This is a genomic window from Pseudomonas migulae NBRC 103157, from assembly GCF_002091715.1.
In the GTDB taxonomy this organism is placed as follows: Bacteria; Pseudomonadota; Gammaproteobacteria; order Pseudomonadales; family Pseudomonadaceae; genus Aquipseudomonas; species Aquipseudomonas migulae_A.
In genome coordinates this window covers 1-17,210 of record NZ_BDAG01000067.1, presented here as the reverse complement: position 1 = coordinate 17,210, position 17,210 = coordinate 1, and the positions used below count along the sequence as shown (strand labels likewise).

The window sequence follows — 17,210 nt, the reverse complement described above, 5'->3', positions numbered from 1 at the left end:
AGCCGCCCCCGGCCATGGATGGCCGATGGCGGCGGGCCCACGGAGCAGGACCGGAGCGAGGGCATGCCGAGCCTAGGCGAGCCACCGAACGAAAGGGGCAAAAGCGCTTGGTTACTTGGCGCTTTTCAAAGTGACTCGCCGTAAGGGCGAAACCATTAGCCGCCGTTACCGCAGAAACGGATATGCCCCCAGTCAAAAGCACCTCCCTCGCCAAAGATCCAGCCAATCGCTGACCTTTTTTATGTTTCCGAATATACGTTGCACAAAATTTTCACAAAGCCTTCAAGACAATTCGCCCGCGCCTGTCGTGCTGGTCAGTAATCAATGGCAATGCCGCGATTGATCGTGCAACATTTGCGCACCGCGCAAACCCCGGGGCCGAGAAATGGCCGACAGAGGGCAGGGCGCAGCTGTATTTTTGAAACTTCAACTTCCAATGGGTCCTAAAACGACATGGCAATCCCGGACGCCCTGAGTCAGCAGCGAGCTTCTAGTCGCCTGCTGCAACCGACCGTCAAATCGCATCTGGCCTACACGTTGCTGTGTGCCCTGGTCATGATGGTCATGTTCAGCCTGCTGCGCGTGGCGCTGCTGGTCTACAACCGCGAGATGATCCTCGAAACCCCGGCCTCGACCTTTTTCGAAGCGTTCGCCAACGGCTTGCGTTTCGACCTGCGCCTGGTGGTCTACCTCAGCATTCCGCTGTTGTTGGCTCTGTTCAGCGCCCGGGCCATGGCGGCCCGCGGGTTCTTCCGTTTCTGGCTGACCATCGCTTCGAGCATCGCGTTGTTCCTCGGCCTGATGGAGATGGACTTCTACCGCGAGTTCCACCAGCGCCTCAACGGCCTGGTCTTCCAGTATGTGAAGGAAGACCCGAAAACCGTGATGAGCATGCTCTGGTACGGTTTCCCGGTAGTTCGCTACCTGCTGGCCTGGGCCGTGGGCACCTTGATCCTGACCCTGGCGTTCAAGGGCGCCGACCGTGCAACCCGTCCTCGCGGTCCGTTCAGCGGCGGCAGCATCGGCACTCGCCAGGTCGCCCCGTGGTACGCGCGCATCACAGTGTTTGTGGTGTGTTTGCTGGTCTGCGTGGTCGCTGCTCGCGGCACCCTGCGCCAGGGGCCGCCACTGCGCTGGGGTGACGTCTACACCACCGACTCGAACTTCGCCAACCAGTTGGGGCTCAACGGCACCCTGTCGCTGATCGCGGCAGCCAAAAGCCGGATGTCCGAAGAACGCGACAACATCTGGAAAGCCACACTGGAGCAACCGCTGGCCCAGCAGAACGTGCGTGACATGTTGCTGACACCCAGCGACAAACTGGTCGATCCGGAAACGGCCGCTGTTCGCCGCAACTACACCCCGAATGCCGACAAGACCCTGCCGATCAAGAACGTCGTCGTGATCCTGATGGAAAGCTTCGCTGGTCACTCGGTGGGCGCGCTGGGGCGTCCGGGCAACGTCACGCCATACTTCGACAAACTGTCGAAGGAAGGCCTGTTGTTCGACCGTTTCTTCTCCAACGGCACGCACACCCACCAAGGGATGTTCGCCACCATGGCCTGCTTCCCGAACCTGCCGGGTTTCGAGTACCTGATGCAAACGCCGGAAGGCAGTCACAAGCTGTCTGGCCTGCCGCAGTTGCTCAGCGCCCGTGACTACGACGACGTGTATGTCTACAACGGCGACTTCGCCTGGGACAACCAGTCGGGTTTCTTCAGCAACCAGGGCATGACCAACTTCATCGGGCGTAACGACTTCGTTAACCCGGTGTTCTCCGACCCGACCTGGGGTGTGTCCGACCAGGACATGTTCAACCGTGGCCTGGAAGAGTTGAAGGCCCGCGACGGCAAGGACAAAAAACCGTTCTATGCCTTGCTGCAAACCTTGTCCAACCACACGCCATACGCTTTGCCGACACCGTTGCCGGTCGAGCGCGTGACCGACCGTGGCAGCCTCAACGAACATTTGACCGCCATGCGTTACTCCGACTGGGCGCTCGGTCAGTTCTTCGAGAAGGCGCGCAAGGAGCCTTACTTCAAGGAAACCCTGTTCGTGATCGTCGGCGACCACGGTTTCGGCAATGAACAGCAGATCACTGAAATGGACCTGGGCCGTTTCAACGTGCCGATGTTGCTGATCGGGCCGGGTGTCCAGGACAAGTTCGGCCAGGTCGACCACACCGTGGGCACCCAGATCGACATCGTGCCGACCATCATGGGCCGTGTCGGTGGCGACGTGGTCCACCAATGCTGGGGCCGTGACTTGCTGAACCTGCCGGAAGGCGACAAGGGTTTCGGCGTGATCAAGCCGTCGGGTAGCGATCAGACCGTAGCGTTGCTGACCGCAGACCGTGTGTTGGTACTGCCGAAAGAAATGCCGCCGAAGCTGTATCAATACGAACTCGGCGCCAATCCGAAAGGTGAACTGATTCCGGCGTCCGCTGACGAAGCGGCCCTTAAGCAGAAACTCGAGTCGTTCATCCAGACAGCGACCAAAAGCCTGATCGACAACACTGCCGGTGTGGTTGACGGCAAGCCGGACTGAGTTTTCGGCGCAATAAAAAAGAGGCCCTTGAAGGGCCTCTTTTTTTTTGCCTGTTAACTTTTTATATCTTGCCGAGTAACAGCAGGATCAATAGCACCACCAACACCACGCCGATGATACCCGACGGGCCATAACCCCAACTTCTGGAGTGTGGGAAGACCGGCAGGCCGCCTACCAGGAGGAGGATAAGAATAATGATTAAAATTGTGCCCATGTCGATTTCCTTGTTGGAAGTGTTCTGGAATTACTTGGTGTTTAACGTTCAGCTGGACTTCAAAAAAACCAAGCTGCTTACAAAATCCGACTGTCGCGGATGAAAGAAAATTCCAAGTTTTTTTAATGTTTTTTGAAGAAAGGATTATTTCGTTTTAGAGGGATTAAGTTGATCCGCCCGCGTGCGCGGTTTGCTCAGGCCATTCAGCAATCTGATGGAGCGTGGGTTGGGCGATGTCCTTCGCTACACTCGGCGCATCTTCCCCGGAACAACAAGGCTGTTTGCTATGCAAAATCGCATGATGATCACTGGCGCGGGCTCGGGCCTGGGTCGCGAAATCGCGCTGCGCTGGGCGCGTGAAGGCTGGCAACTGGCCTTGTCGGATGTCAGCGAGGCCGGTCTGCAGGAAACCCTGAAACTGGTCCGCGAAGCTGGCGGCGATGGTTTTATCCAGCGCTGCGATGTCCGCGATTACAGTCAGCTCACCGCTTTCGCCCAGGCCTGCGAAGTGAAACTCGGCGGCATCGATGTCATCGTCAACAACGCCGGCGTCGCCTCGGGAGGGTTCTTCAGCGAACTGTCCCTCGAGGACTGGGACTGGCAGATCGCGATCAACCTGATGGGCGTGGTCAAAGGCTGCAAGGCATTTTTGCCGCTGCTGGAAAAAAGCAAAGGCAAGATCATCAACATCGCGTCGATGGCTGCGTTGATGCAAGGCCCGGCCATGAGCAACTACAACGTGGCCAAGGCCGGCGTAGTGGCATTGTCGGAAAGCCTGCTGATCGAACTGGCGCAGCAGGAAATCGGCGTGCACGTGGTGTGCCCTTCGTTCTTCCAGACCAACCTGCTGGACTCCTTCCGCGGCCCGACGCCGGCCATGAAAGCCCAGGTCGGAAAATTGCTGGAAAGCTCGCCGATCACAGCGACCGATATTGCCGACTACATCTATCAGCATGTGGCCGCCGGCGAATTCATGATCCTGCCCCACGAACAGGGGCGCATGGCCTGGGCGCTGAAGCAGAAGAATCCGCAACTGCTCTACGATGAAATGACCGTCATGGCCGATAAAATGCGCGCCAAGGCCAAACAGACCGCAGGCTGAGCTTGCCCGTCGACAACGTCGTCGTTAGGGTGGCCACCACGGTCATCCTCGCGAGACGTTTTGCATGCTCAATTACCTGTGGTTTTTTCTTGCCGCACTGCTTGAAATCGCCGGCTGCTTTGCCTTCTGGATGTGGTTGCGCCAGGGTAAAAGCGTCTGGTGGGTCGTGCCGGCGCTGCTCAGCCTGACGTTGTTCGCGCTGCTGCTGACCCGTGTCGAGGCGACCTACGCCGGGCGCGCCTATGCCGCCTACGGTGGCATCTACATCATTGCGTCGATTGGCTGGCTGGCGGTGGTCGAACGGATTCGTCCGCTGGGTTCGGACTGGATCGGCGTGGCGCTGTGTGTGATCGGTGCGAGTGTCATTCTGTTCGGCCCGCGTTTTTCCGCTTCCTGACGCTTCGTTCCCACGGGTTGTCGGACGTTTCCTAAGGAGACGTTCGGTTGCAACTGTAGGGCGGGACTGATTTGCTCCCGCTGCATTGAAGGCCCACCGCGCACCGGGCATCTTCAGGGTTCGATAACCCTGAAGGACGAATGCCATGCTTGTACTCAGCCGCGTTGTGGGGGAAATGATCTCCATCGGTGACACCATTTCCGTGCGGGTTCTGGCCGTCAATGGAAACAGCGTGCGCTTCGGCGTCGAGGCGCCGCAGAACGTCAACGTGCACCGGGCCGAGGTCTACGAGCGCATTCAGGTCAAACTGGGGAAAACCAAGGCACGTTGAAGGCGTCAGTCAAACAGGTGCTTGGGCACGTCGTGTTTGAGCATCAACTGGCACTGCTCGCTTTCCGGATCGAAGACAATCAGTGCCTGGCCCTTGGTCAACGCCTGGCGAACCCGCAATACGCGGGTTTCCAGCGGCGTGTCATCGCCGTTGTCGGTGCCGTCACGGGTCACGAAATCTTCGATCAGGCGGGTCAGGGTGTCGACTTCAAGTTGGTCGTGGGGAATCAGCATAGGCACCTCGGCTAAACAATGGGCGCGATGCTACGGCGAATGATGGGTTGCGGCTAGCCTGGGTTCGTCTGTTGCCTGGTCTACCGCCATCGCGAGCAAGCCCGCTCACACAGTTGACTGCGTTTCTCCTGCAGGAACTCGGTCAACTGTGGGAGCGGGCTTGCTCGCGATGGCAATCTGTCAGACGACGACAATCCAGGATCAGCTCTCGGACCGCTGCCCCACCAGGCTATCCACCGACGGCACCCGCGTATCGCTCTCCATCTGCGTGTCATGTTCGATCTGATGACTGAAGCGGTCCAGCGACCCCTTCGCAGGCTGTGCATCGCTGGCGAACACCGGCGGGCTGAGAATGTAGGCGCCGAGCAGGCGGCTAAGGGCGGCGAGGCTGTCGATGTGCGTGCGTTCGTAGCCGTGAGTCGCGTCGCAGCCGAAGGCGAGCAGGGCGGTGCGGATGTCATGGCCGGCGGTGACCGCCGAGTGTGCGTCGCTGAAGTAATAGCGGAACAGGTCGCGGCGCACCGGCAACTCGTTGTCGCTGGCCAGTCGCAGCAAGTGCCGGGACAAGTGATAGTCATAAGGTCCACCGGAATCCTGCATGGCCACGCTGACCGCGTGTTCGCTGGAATGCTGGCCGGGCGCGACCGGCGCGATGTCGATGCCGACGAATTCGCTGACGTCCCAGGGTAACGCCGCCGCCGCGCCGCTGCCGGTTTCTTCAGTGATGGTGAACAGCGGATGGCAGTCGATCATCAATTCTTCGCCGCTGTCGACAATGGCTTTCAGTGCCGCCAGCAATGCGGCAACACCGGCCTTGTCGTCGAGGTGACGAGCACTGATGTGGCCGCTTTCGGTAAATTCCGGCAAGGGGTCGAAAGCCACGAAATCGCCGACGCTGATCCCCAGGGAATCGCAATCGGCGCGGGTGGCGCAATAGGCGTCCAGGCGCAGTTCGATGTGATCCCAACTGATCGGCATTTCATCCACCGCGGTGTTGAACGCGTGCCCGGAGGCCATCAGCGGCAACACACTGCCCCGGATGACGCCATTGTCGGTAAACAGGCTGACACGACTGCCTTCGGCAAAACGGCTCGACCAGCAGCCGACCGGCGCCAGCGTCAGGCGGCCATTGTCTTTGACGGCGCGAACGGCAGCGCCGATGGTGTCGAGGTGAGCGGAAACGGCGCGGTCCGGGCTGTTTTTCTTGCCCTTGAGCGTGGCGCGGATCGTGCCGCGGCGGGTCATCTCGAACGGAATGCCCAGCTCTTCAAGGCGTTCGGCAACATAGCGCACGATGGTGTCGGTAAACCCGGTGGGGCTGGGAATGGCGAGCATTTCCAGCAGGACTTTTTGCAGGTAGTTGAGATCTGGTTCGGGGATTTTGCTGGTCATGGAAACTCCTGATGAGTTGAGCGCATCGATGGTTTCGATGAGGAAGATTTGTGTCGCCTGAACTGACGCCTTCGCGAGCAAGCCCGCTCCCACAATGGAACGCGATCAAAATGTGGGAGCGGGCTTGCTCGCGAAGGGGCCCGTCCGGGCACTACATCACTAAGAGATCGCCGGCTGACTACGCGGAAACAATAAATCCACAAATCGCTCGGCCGTCGGTTGCGGCTCATGATTGGCCAACCCGGCGCGCTCATTGGCTTCGATAAACACATACTCCGGTTGATCCGCCGCCGGCACCATCAGGTCCAGCCCGACCATCGGAATGTCCAGCGCCCGCGCCGCGCGCACGGCTGCATCCACCAGGGTCGGATGCAGGATCGCCGTGACATCTTCAAGCACACCACCGGTATGAAGATTCGCCGTACGCCGCACGAACAGATGTTCGCCCGCCGGCAGAATGCTGCTGTAGTCGTACCCGGCCGCTTTCAACGTTCGCTGGGTTTCAGCATCCAGCGGGATCTTGCTTTCGCCGCTGGTGGCCGCCTGCCGTCGCCGACTTTGGGCTTCGATCAGCGCACCGATACAATGCTGCCCATCACCCACCACTTCCGCCGGGCGGCGAATCGCCGCGGCGACCACTTCAAAACCGATGACCAGAATCCGCAGGTCGAGGCCTTCGTGGAAGCTTTCCAGCAACACGCGGCTGTCGAACCGGCGGGCGGATTCGATGGCTTGCAGCACCTCTTCGATCGTCCGCAAATCCACCGCTACGCCTTGGCCCTGCTCGCCATCCAGTGGTTTGACCACCACCCGCTCGTGCTCGTCGAGAAAAGCCAGGTTGTCGTCGGCGTTGCCCGCAAGCTGTTGCGCGGGCAGGTTCAGGCCGGCATTTTTCAGGACCTTGTGGGTCAGGCTCTTGTCCTGGCACAACGTCATGCTGATGGCACTGGTCAGGTCGCTCAGTGACTCACGGCAACGGACCCGCCGACTGCCATGGATCAGGGTGAACAGTCCCGATTCGGCGTCATCGACTTGCACTTCAATGCCGCGCCGATGGGCTTCTTCTACGATGATTCGGGCATATGGATTGAACTCGGCTTCGGGGCCAGGGCCCAGAAACAACGGCTGATTGATCCCGTTCTTGCGCTTGATCGCAAAGGTCGACAGGTTGCGAAATCCGAGTTTGGCGTAAAGACTTTTCGCCTGGCGGTTGTCATGCAGCACTGACAGATCGAGGTAACTCAGCCCACGGCTCATGAAGTGCTCGATCAAATGCCGCACCAGCACTTCGCCGACGCCGGGACGCGAACAATGCGGATCGACGGCCAGGCACCAGAGGCTGCTGCCGTTTTCCGGATCGTTGAACGCCTTGTGGTGATTGAGGCCCATGACGCTGCCGATGATCGCGCCGCTGTCTTCGTCTTCGGCCAGCCAATACACCGGGCCGCCGAGATGACGCGGGGTCAGCAGACTGGCATCGATCGGCAGCATTCCACGTGTCTGATACAGCTGATTGATCGCCTGCCAGTCCGCATCGCTTTGCGCGCGACGAATGCGAAAGCCGCGGAACACGCGGGTCGCCTGTCGGTAATCGCTGAACCACAAGCGCAAGGTGTCAGACGGGTCGAGAAACAGCTGCGCCGGCTCCAGCCCCAGCACTTGCTGGGGCGCGGCGACATACAGGGCAATGTCGCGCTCACCCGGCTGCTCATTCAGCAACTCCTGGGCGAGGCTCGCCGGATCGGGGAACGTGTGGCCGATCAGCAGCCGGCCCCAGCCGCAATGCACGGCAATCGGCGCGGCGCCCAATTCGCTGCCGTCTTCGGCCAGACGCGCCTGCAAGCGTTCATAAGAGGGCGCCTGACCGCGCAACAGGCGTTGGCTATACGCCGTGGCGTGAGGTTTCATCGATCAGATTCCTTGTTCGCTTAGCCACAGGTTCAGCGCCGCCAATTGCCACAGCTTGGAGCCGCGCAACGGGGTCAACTGGCCTTGTGGATCGGTCAGCAGACGGTCGAGCATCGCCGGGTTGAACAGGCCGCGATCCTGACTCGGATCCAGCAGCAGTTCGCGTACCCAGTTCAGCGTATCGCCTTGCAAATGCTTGAGGCCCGGCACCGGGAAGTAACCTTTCTTGCGGTCGATGACTTCGCTCGGAATCACCAGCCGCGCCGCCTCTTTCAACACTTGCTTGCCGCCGTCCGGCAGTTTGAATTTACCCGGCACCCGGGCCGACAATTCCACCAGGCGATAGTCGAGAAACGGTGTGCGCGCTTCCAGGCCCCAGGCCATGGTCATGTTGTCGACGCGTTTCACCGGGTCATCCACCAGCATCACGGTGCTGTCCAGACGCAAGGCCTTGTCCACCGCTGCATCAGCGCCGGGTTGGGCGAAATGTTCCTTCACGAAGTCGCCGGCGGCGTCATTCGCGGTCAGCCATTCAGGCTGCACAGTGGCGGCGTAGTCCTCGTAGCTGCGGTCGAAGAACGCATCGCGATAAGCCGCATAGGGATCGGCCGCGCCATCGACCTGCGGATACCAGTGATAACCGGCGAACAACTCGTCCGCACCCTGGCCGCTCTGCACCACTTTGCAATGCTTGGCCACTTCCCGGGACAATAGATAGAAAGCGATGCAGTCATGACTGACCATCGGCTCGCTCATGGCGCGGAACGCCGCCGGCAGTTGCTCGATGATCTCTTTTTCGTCGATGCGCAGTTGATGGTGTTGCGTGTTGTAGTGTTTGGCGATCAAGTCCGAATACTGGAACTCGTCGCCACGTTCGCCGCCGGCATCCTGGAAGCCGATGGAGAAGGTCGACAGGTTTTCCACGCCGACTTCGCGTAACAGACCGACGAGCATGCTCGAGTCGACACCGCCCGACAGCAGCACGCCGACATCCACCGCTGCCCGTTGACGGATTGCCACGGCATCGCGGGTGCTATCGAGCACGCGATCGCGCCAGTCTTCCAGTGTCAGGTTCATCTCGTCGGCGTGGGGGCCGTAGGGCAGGGTCCACCAGGTTTTCTGCTCGGTGCTGCCGTCCGCTTCGATACGCATCCAGCTGGCTGGCGGCAGTTTTTCGATGCCGGCCAGCAAGGTGCGTGGCGCCGGGACCACCGCGTGGAAGTTCAGATAATGATTGAGCGCCACCGGATCGAGGATCGGGTTGATGTCACCGCCCTTGAGCAGTGCCGGCAGAGCAGAAGCAAAGCGCAGGCGCTGGCCGGTGCGTGACAGGTACAGCGGCTTTACGCCGAGGCGGTCGCGGGCAATGAACAGGCGCTTGGCATCACGCTCCCAAATGGCGAAGGCGAACATGCCGTTGAGTTTCGGCAGCAGCGCCTCGCCCCAGGCGTGGTAGCCCTTGAGCAGCACTTCGGTGTCGCCACCGGAATAGAAGGCATAACCGAGGCTTTCCAGTTCGGCGCGCAGTTCCGGGAAGTTGTAGATCGCGCCATTGAACGCCAGGGACAAGCCCAGTCGATTGTCGACCATCGGCTGCGCCGAGCCGTCCGACAGGTCCATGATTTTCAGGCGACGATGGCCCAGGGCAATCGGCCCCTGACTGAAAAAACCCCACGCGTCAGGTCCGCGAGGTGCCAGGTGATGGGTGATTCGTTCAACGGCTGCAAGGTCCGCAGGTTGATGATCAAAGCGTAACTCGCCAGCTAATCCGCACATAAATTCCTTACCGGTTTTTCCGTTGGGGAGGGTCTATCGATACCCGGCCAAAACAGCGGGTACTCAGAAACTGACCCGTCACGGTAGTGGGAGTTTTAGATCGATAAGTAATAAGCAGGTATTGGCGGGTGAACGGCGAGCAAGGCAGAAACGTGCATTGCCGGGGCGGTAAATATTGCTCGGATGCATAGGAGTAGCTGTTTGGATGCACGCCTGTTCGACCCGGTATTCGAATTATTAAATGCCGTTCGAGCTTCATAAACTGAGGGCCTCACAACGCAATAAGGATATTGCTCATGCTGACCACGACACCCAATTCCGCCTCCGCGGCAGTGCCAATGACACCCGCGCAACGTCTCGAAGCGTTGTTGGAACACACAGGCGATCTGGACAAGGCGCAAGTGCTGCAAGCGTCCATCCCGCATTGGTTGGCGACGGCAGATCTGAAAGTGGTGCAGGCTTTGACCTCCGCGTTCGAGGAGTCTTTTCTGGCTCAAGCCAAGGTCAAAACGGCGCTCGAAAAGCTCAAGCCACTGGACGAATTCTGCAAAGAGCAACTGACCGGCTTTCTCAAGGGTAAGTGGACGATCGATTTCGATGTCGAGCGGGACACGCTGGACATCACTACGAAAACCTACTTCTCGACAGGCGTGCTCCCGGTCCTCGGCTCCGCAAAGAAAGAAATCACCACATCACGCAGCCTGCTCCACGCCGCCATGGAAAACTTTACGCATGCGCAAGCGAGGAGTGGCGGTATTCCCGCGGACTCAGTGATACGAATCGATGCAAAGGCCCAATCAGGTACTCAGATAACCCCGGAACAATTCGCCAAGCTGTGTCGTGAGTTCGACCTGGGCGCCCGCTATCAGCGTCATATCGACGAGGCAATGGCGTTGCCTGTCAGACCCGCTACAGGTGCGCCGGTCGATGATCGAGCCTCCGCTGCTGACATCCGGAAGTTGAAGGCGCTGGACCTGCAAGTCGCCCTCCACATGGCTTACCTGAAAGAAGACATCACCCACGCCGTTTATACGATGCTGCCGAGTGTGATCGAACAGGATCTCCCTGCGGCTCAAATCAGGGGTGCACTGTTTGATGGCGGGCCGGTGTTCTGGCAGGGCCTGATGATTCATGACACCTGCATCTGCGGGGTACTGGTATTTTCCAGGGTCTCCATCGACACCGAGTCGAAAGCCCGCTGCGTGGTTTACATGCCGAACGAGCCCCGACGACCGCTGTATGAGTACGCCTCGCTGGATGAGTTCAAGACCTACCTCACCCTCAAATTGCAATCCAGAAGCTACAGGAAAATTTTCGCCGAGCAGTATCTGCACGGCCACGATAAAACCGGTTTTTTTACCTCGTTTGACAAGGGCAAGACCTTGGGCACGCTCACGGCCACGCCCGCCGACACCTGCCTCGGCGATTTTTTCTTCAGCGCATTTGTCAAAAAAGCTCAAGAAGACGCGCGAATCCTTGCCGTACCGACCGAAAACGTCGATGAGCAACAACGGGAGAAAACCATTCAGGCATTACTGGATGGCGGTCTTGTGCTGTTGAACGCCGCTGCGTTGTTCGTACCGGTGATTGGCCAATTGATGTTGGCGGCGGCTGTCGTCGACCTCGTCAGCGAGGTGTATGAGGGTGTGGTTGACTGGACGCATGGCGATCGGGCGCAGGCGCTGTCCCATTTGCTGAATGTGGTTGAAAACGTCGCGCAGTTGGCCGCGTTTGCCGCTGGCGGCAAAATCATCGCGACAGCCATCCGCAGAGGCGCGAAAGAGCAGATGGCCTATTTCGATGGTTTCGAGGCCGTCACCCGCTCTGATGGTAAAGCCAGATTATGGAAACCCGACCTCGAACCCTATAAGCAGACCACAACGTTGCCAGCCGACGTGCAACCTGATTCGCAAGGGCTTTATCGACACGCCGGACAGACGTCGATTGTCATGGACGGGGCACCCTATCGAGTCACCCGCAACGCTGCGGGGTCGGCATGGACCCTCAATCATCCTGTGCGCACTGACGCCTTTCAGCCTGCCGTCGAGCGAAACGTGGAAGGTGGCTGGCGGCATGTCTATGAACACGCGCACGAGTGGCGCGACGGTGCTTACGCGTTGGGCCGCACGGATCAGCGCTTTTACGATCTGGGCAGTGACCTTGAAGCGATTGCCGACATCACCGGCATGACGCCTGACAAGTTGTATCAACTGCATGAAAGCGACCTCAGGTTGCCGCAGCGGCTGAATGATTGTGTCGAGCGCTTCAAGATCGACCGGCGTGTCACCGCGATGATCGACGCGATGGCGCGGGGAGAAACCTCGACTACGGACTTCGTTCAAGAGCAACTTCATACATTGCCCAGGTTGCCCGGCTGGCCGAAGGAGCGCTTCATTGAAGTGCGGGACGAAAAAGACCTCGTTGTGTCCCGCTTCCCCGAAACAGCGCCACACGACGATGATGTCGACAGCGTGCCCGTTTACCAGGCGGACCTGGACTCGGGGCGACTGCTCGATACCGTCATCAGTGGCCTCTATCCGGTTGAAGTCGAAGCGATGATTGGCGTTTCGACGACCGAATCGAAATCGCTGCGGTTGACCAGAAAAATCGCCAGCCATCTCAAGGGTAATCGCCAGCCGCTGTTTGATTGGCTCTATAAAGCCTGGGACGGCACCGCCAGCGGTGACGTTGAGACGCTGGGCGAATACGCTGCTGATCTCCCCGTTCGCGTGCGTCAGGAGTTGCTGGAAAACGCCTCTGGCAGGGATCGCAGCTTTCTGCGCGACCGCAAGATCCCCGGCATGGAGCTCGCCCGGCAGGTCAGTGAGGCACGGGCCACGTTACGACAGGATCGCGCGCTCATGGGGGTGCGTCTCCCGCAACTGGCGAATGCCGACACCGACAAACTGACGCTCGGGTTGATGGATCGCGTGCAAGGCTGGGATGACGGCTATCGACTCGAAGTACGACAGGGAGCGGCTACCGGCCCCTTGCTGGACAGCGTGGGCGAAGCGGATGCGCAGGCGCTCGGGGTGATCGCCAAGACGTCCACCGGCTATCAGGTCACCCAAACCAATGGCAATGTGTCTTCCACGCAGACGAGCGAAACGCTGCTGCAGTCGATACTGGATGCATTGCCGGCGACCCAACGTACACGCATGGGGATTACGGGCAACGAGACGCTGGATGGCCCTTCGTTGCGATCGCGACTGACGAGGGCCGCCGCTGGCGATCCGGCGCATACAGGGCGAGTGTTGCGGGGGGAGCGCAGTGATACAGCGAAACACCTGTCCGCCTGTGTCCAGGAGGATCCTCCCGCTGCGAGTACGTATGCAAGGGGCTTGATTCGTAAAGTCAGAAAACTCTATCCGATGTTCACCGATGCTCAAGTCTCGTCGTTTCTCGACAACGCCGGCAGCACTCGGATGCAGCGGGTGAATCGAATCAAGGAGCTTGAGCAGCAACTGAAGAAACTGCTCGGTGTGCTGCACACCTGGCGTGACGATGAAGTGCAAATGAAGCAGCTGCCGGGGCAGCTCAACGACATTCGTGTCAGCCGTCGTCAGGTCGCCATCGCGATCGAAAACTGCTGGCGCCGGGTAACGCATCCGCGTTGGCCGCAAAATCAGTCTTTGACAACACTCACGCTGGAACGCAATCCAGTGGGCGCATTGCCGACGCTGACTGAACAGGATGTCGCCCATGTGCGCAGCCTTTCCATCAAGGACATGCAGGCGGGCGATGAGCTGGCATATTTCCTGACTCCGTTCAAAGCGCTCGTCAGTCTGGAGCTGGACCGCAATCAACTGACACGGTTGCCTGAGGTGTTGTCGCACATGCCCGACCTCAAGTACTTGAGCCTGAACGGTAATCAGATAAAGCTGACCGAACACACGTTGCGCAAACTGGCCGACATGGGCAATTTGCGCACGCTGGCGCTCAGCGGCAACCACTTGGGGGCCACGATCGATGTCAGCAAAATGCGGGATCTGCAATCGCTGTTCCTGGGCAATACCCACGCTACGGAGCTGCCCGTGGGGCTTTCCCGCTTGCCGTATCTGGACTTCGCAGACCTGCGAAGCAACCAGATTCGGGAGTTGCCAGACTGGCTGTTCCAGGTCCCTCGGCGATTCGCTCAAACGATCAACCTGCGCTTTAATCCGGTCTCTGCGCAGAGCCTTACGCAGCTGGAAACCTACCGTGACAGTACGGGCATCGGAATGGGCCTGCTGGACGATAAAGCCACGGTGCTCAATGAACAGCGGGCTCGAGACCTATGGATGTCGAAACCCGTTGAAGAAACCTATGCCAGTCGTAATCGTGTATGGCTGGCGCTGAAAAACGAACCCGGCTCGAATGGATTCTTCGAACTGCTGGCTGAAGTTGGAAGCTCGGCGGACAGCCGTTTTGTGCACGAAGACATGACCCGACGGGTCTGGAGTGTCATTGAGGCGACTCAGATGGACCCGGCGTTACGCGCTCACTTGCTGTCGATGGCAGTGAAAGCCAATTGCGCGGATTCTGCGGCCACGATTTTCAGTAACCTGGAGGTGGCCGTGCATATCGACACGGTGGTCCGACTGTCCGCCAATGCCCATGATCAGGCATCTCGACTGTTGAGCCTTGGGCGACGCCTGTTCCGACTGGATCGCCTCGTCAAACTCGCTGGGGAACATGCCACTGCCACTCCCGCGCTCGATCCGGTGGAAGTAGAGCTGGCTTATCGCACCGGCCTGGCTGACAGGCTTGAACTTCTCGGTCAGCCCCGGCATATGCGTTATGCATCGCTAAGCGGCGTCAATCAGAAGGACCTGGATAGTGCCTACAACAAGGTCGTCGCCGCAGAAATCTCCCCCGATCTGTCGACTTACGTAAGTGGCCGCACGTTCTGGAGCGATTTTTTGCGACAGCATCACGGCCAACAGTTCACCGACCTGACTGCGCCGTTTCACGAGCGGATGGAGACAGCCTTTGAAAACCAGGCGACGCTTGGCGCGGGCTATCGCCCACAGGTCGACGGTATCGCCGATGAATTGAAGGCCGCCGAAACCGCTTTGTTGAAGCGCCTGACCGAGGCGGCGATGCAGGCTGAGGAGTCAAAGACTTGCTTTGCGCTGGATTGAACGCCTCAGGCCTTGCCTCGAATCAAGCGCCGCAACGCGAAGCGGTTCGGATGACACGCCTCCGCCACGGCTCTGGGCAATGGCAGCGGTTCGTCATCCAGCCACGCAGCAAGCAATTCGCCTGACAAGGGCGCGGTGATCAGGCCACGCGAACCGTGGCCGCTGTTGACGTACAAGCCGTCCAGCCATGGACAAGGGATGTCCGGGATTTGCCGGGCATCCTTGCTCAGGGCGCTGTAGGTATCGGCGAACGCCTGAACATCGGCCAGCGGCCCGACAATCGGCAGGTAATCCGGGCTGGTGCAGCGAAACGCTGCGCGACCTTCGAGCGCTTCGGGCTGCAATGTGTCTGCGCCGAGACGGGTGAGCAGGTCGACGGAGATTTCTTCGAGCATCTGCAGATTACCGGCATGCTCGGCGGCGGTCGGTGTCAGGTCGTCGTTGTTGAAATCGAAACTGGCGCCCAGCGTATGTTCCCCCAATCGTGCCGGGGCGACATAACCTTCGGCGCAGACCACGGTGCTCAGGTGTTGGCTTTCACGTGTCTGGGGCAGGCGAGTGATCTGTCCGCGAATGCGCTTGAGCGGCAACTCGCTGCTGTAAGGAAAACGCTTGATCTCGGCGGCGCCGGCCAGGACCACTACCGGTGCATCGGCCAGCAACGTATCGCCTTCCCAGGCTTGCCAGTGTCCTTGCGTTCGACGCAGCTCCAGTACATCGTGATGCGTCAGAACCCGGATGTCGGGGTGCTTCGCTTGCCATTGGCACAACGCTGGCGGATGCACCCATCCGCCTTCGGGGTAATACAACCCGCCCCATTGCAGACCGATACCCGCACGCGCTTCGGCCTGTTCTCTATCGAGTGTGTGCAGCAAGTCTTCGGGAAACGCCTGTGCCAGCTGCGCCTGACGCTCGGCCTCCTTGGCGTTGAAGGCCAGTTGCAGCACACCGCATCCGTCCCAGTCGATACCTCGCTGCAACTGTTCAAGCACGCGTCGGGTGTAACCGAATCCACTGATGATCAATTGCGACAAGGCCGTGCCATGGGCCGAGAGTTTGAGATAAAGCACGCCTTGAGGATTGCCCGAGGCTTCCTGCGCGAGCGCAGCGTGGCGCTCCAGCAGGCTGACTTGCCAACCCCGCGCCGCGAGGCTGGCGGCCGTCGCGCAACCGGCCAGGCCGGCACCGATCACCAGAGCCCTGCGTTCGCCAGTCAGCGTTGTCGGGCGCGCAAACCATGGCTTGGCCGCAGCGGGCGCAGGGACTTCTTCAGGCCAGCCAAGGAACGTGCCCCGCAGGATCTCCCATTTGTGGCCGATGCCGGGCGTGCGCTTCATCTTGAAGCCTGCCGCGTTCAGCAGACGACGCACCCAACCGGTGCTGGTGAAGGTGCTGATGGTCGAACCGGGCGCCGCCAGCCGGGCAAGCTCGGCAAACAGTTCGGCGGTCCACATGTCGGGGTTTTTCGCCGGGGCGAAACCGTCGAGAAACCAGGCGTCGATCTGTGCGTCCAGTTGCGGCAGCTGTTCCAGCGCATCGCCGATCAACAGGGTCAACGTCACGCGACCGTTAGCCAGTACCAGCCGCTGGAAGCCTTGATGGATCGCCACATACTGTGCGAGCAACTGATCGGCAAACGGCTTGAGCTCTGGCCATAAGGCCAGTGCCCGTTGCAGATCAGGCGCACTCAACGGGTACTTTTCGACACTGACAAAATGCAGTCGCGCACCGGCCACTGCGTGGTGTTCGAACAACTGCCAGGCACACAGAAAATTCAGCCCGGTGCCGAAACCGGTCTCGCCAATGACCAGCCTCCCGCCCACCGGCAATGCGGCAAAACGTTCACGCAGTGCGTTCTGTTCGAGGAAGACGTAACGGGTTTCATCCAGCCCGGACAGGTCGGAAAAATACACATCATCGAACACCCGCGAACGCGGGAGCCCTTGGTCGTCCCAGTCGAGCTGGGCGTGGGGCAATACAGGTTTCATGGCAGGCTCGGCAACGGCAAGTCGGCCATTCTAGCCGATCGCCGAGTCGCTGCTTGATCCATGGCAAGTACCACGTCGGGAAGGGCGGGGAGAATAGTCGCCGTTGGGCCTGTAGAACGAGCTTGCTCGCGACGGACTCAGGAGCAGTGCGCTTGTTCAGAAAGCACGCGTTATCGTTTACGTCCATCGCGAGCAAGCT

General features: G+C 59.8%; 11 protein-coding genes. 5 read left to right on the top strand and 6 right to left on the bottom strand.

The features are described from left to right. Nucleotides 1-453: 453 nt before the first annotated feature. A complete protein-coding gene (locus PMI01S_RS29650) occupies nucleotides 454-2,547 on the top strand; it encodes an LTA synthase family protein (protein WP_084323732.1) in 2,094 nt (697 codons plus the stop codon). A 61-nt stretch (nucleotides 2,548-2,608) separates the two neighbouring features. On the opposite strand, the gene PMI01S_RS29645 is transcribed toward PMI01S_RS29650, so the two are convergent. Then, the gene (locus PMI01S_RS29645; protein WP_174602692.1) at nucleotides 2,609-2,767 is read right to left on the bottom strand and encodes a DUF3309 family protein; all 159 of its coding nucleotides are present in this window, start codon (nucleotides 2,765-2,767) and stop codon (nucleotides 2,609-2,611) included. Between the two features lie 280 nt (nucleotides 2,768-3,047). Between PMI01S_RS29645 and PMI01S_RS29640 the strand changes: the two genes are divergently transcribed. From PMI01S_RS29640 to csrA, 3 genes are all read left to right on the top strand, one after another. Beyond that, nucleotides 3,048-3,863 (top strand): SDR family oxidoreductase, encoded by an 816-nt coding sequence (locus tag PMI01S_RS29640; RefSeq protein WP_084323731.1) that lies wholly within the window; start codon nucleotides 3,048-3,050, stop codon nucleotides 3,861-3,863. Between the two features lie 64 nt (nucleotides 3,864-3,927). Next, nucleotides 3,928-4,260 (top strand): YnfA family protein, encoded by a 333-nt coding sequence (locus PMI01S_RS29635; protein ID WP_084323730.1) that lies wholly within the window; start codon nucleotides 3,928-3,930, stop codon nucleotides 4,258-4,260. Nucleotides 4,261-4,405: 145 nt separating this feature from the next. Beyond that, nucleotides 4,406-4,591: a carbon storage regulator CsrA gene (csrA, locus tag PMI01S_RS29630; protein WP_084323729.1), complete on the top strand. Its 186-nt coding sequence runs from the start codon at nucleotides 4,406-4,408 to the stop codon at nucleotides 4,589-4,591. A gap of 5 nt (nucleotides 4,592-4,596) precedes the next feature. Here csrA and PMI01S_RS29625 read toward each other — a convergent pair whose 3' ends face one another. The 4 genes from PMI01S_RS29625 to PMI01S_RS29610 form a co-directional block, all read right to left on the bottom strand. Continuing rightward, nucleotides 4,597-4,824 (bottom strand): YheU family protein, encoded by a 228-nt coding sequence (locus PMI01S_RS29625; protein WP_003199186.1) that lies wholly within the window; start codon nucleotides 4,822-4,824, stop codon nucleotides 4,597-4,599. Between the two features lie 201 nt (nucleotides 4,825-5,025). Next, nucleotides 5,026-6,216 carry an osmoprotectant NAGGN system M42 family peptidase gene (locus PMI01S_RS29620; protein ID WP_084323728.1) on the bottom strand — a complete coding sequence of 397 codons (1,191 nt, stop codon included), beginning with the start codon at nucleotides 6,214-6,216 and terminating at the stop codon, nucleotides 5,026-5,028. A 159-nt stretch (nucleotides 6,217-6,375) separates the two neighbouring features. After that, on the bottom strand, nucleotides 6,376-8,124 hold the full coding sequence (gene ngg, locus PMI01S_RS29615; protein WP_084323727.1) for an N-acetylglutaminylglutamine synthetase: 1,749 nt from the start codon (nucleotides 8,122-8,124) through the stop codon (nucleotides 6,376-6,378). A gap of 3 nt (nucleotides 8,125-8,127) precedes the next feature. After that, entirely contained in the window at nucleotides 8,128-9,900 is a 1,773-nt protein-coding gene (locus PMI01S_RS29610; protein WP_084323726.1) for an N-acetylglutaminylglutamine amidotransferase, read from the bottom strand. A 296-nt stretch (nucleotides 9,901-10,196) separates the two neighbouring features. On the opposite strand from PMI01S_RS29610, the gene PMI01S_RS29605 reads away from it, so the two are divergent. After that, the gene (locus PMI01S_RS29605) at nucleotides 10,197-15,023 is read left to right on the top strand and encodes an NEL-type E3 ubiquitin ligase domain-containing protein (protein WP_084323725.1); all 4,827 of its coding nucleotides are present in this window, start codon (nucleotides 10,197-10,199) and stop codon (nucleotides 15,021-15,023) included. Between the two features lie 5 nt (nucleotides 15,024-15,028). Here PMI01S_RS29605 and mnmC read toward each other — a convergent pair whose 3' ends face one another. After that, a complete protein-coding gene (gene mnmC / locus PMI01S_RS29600) occupies nucleotides 15,029-17,011 on the bottom strand; it encodes a bifunctional tRNA (5-methylaminomethyl-2-thiouridine)(34)-methyltransferase MnmC2/FAD-dependent 5-carboxymethylaminomethyl-2-thiouridine(34) oxidoreductase MnmC1 (RefSeq protein ID WP_084323724.1) in 1,983 nt (660 codons plus the stop codon). Nucleotides 17,012-17,210: the final 199 nt, after the last annotated feature.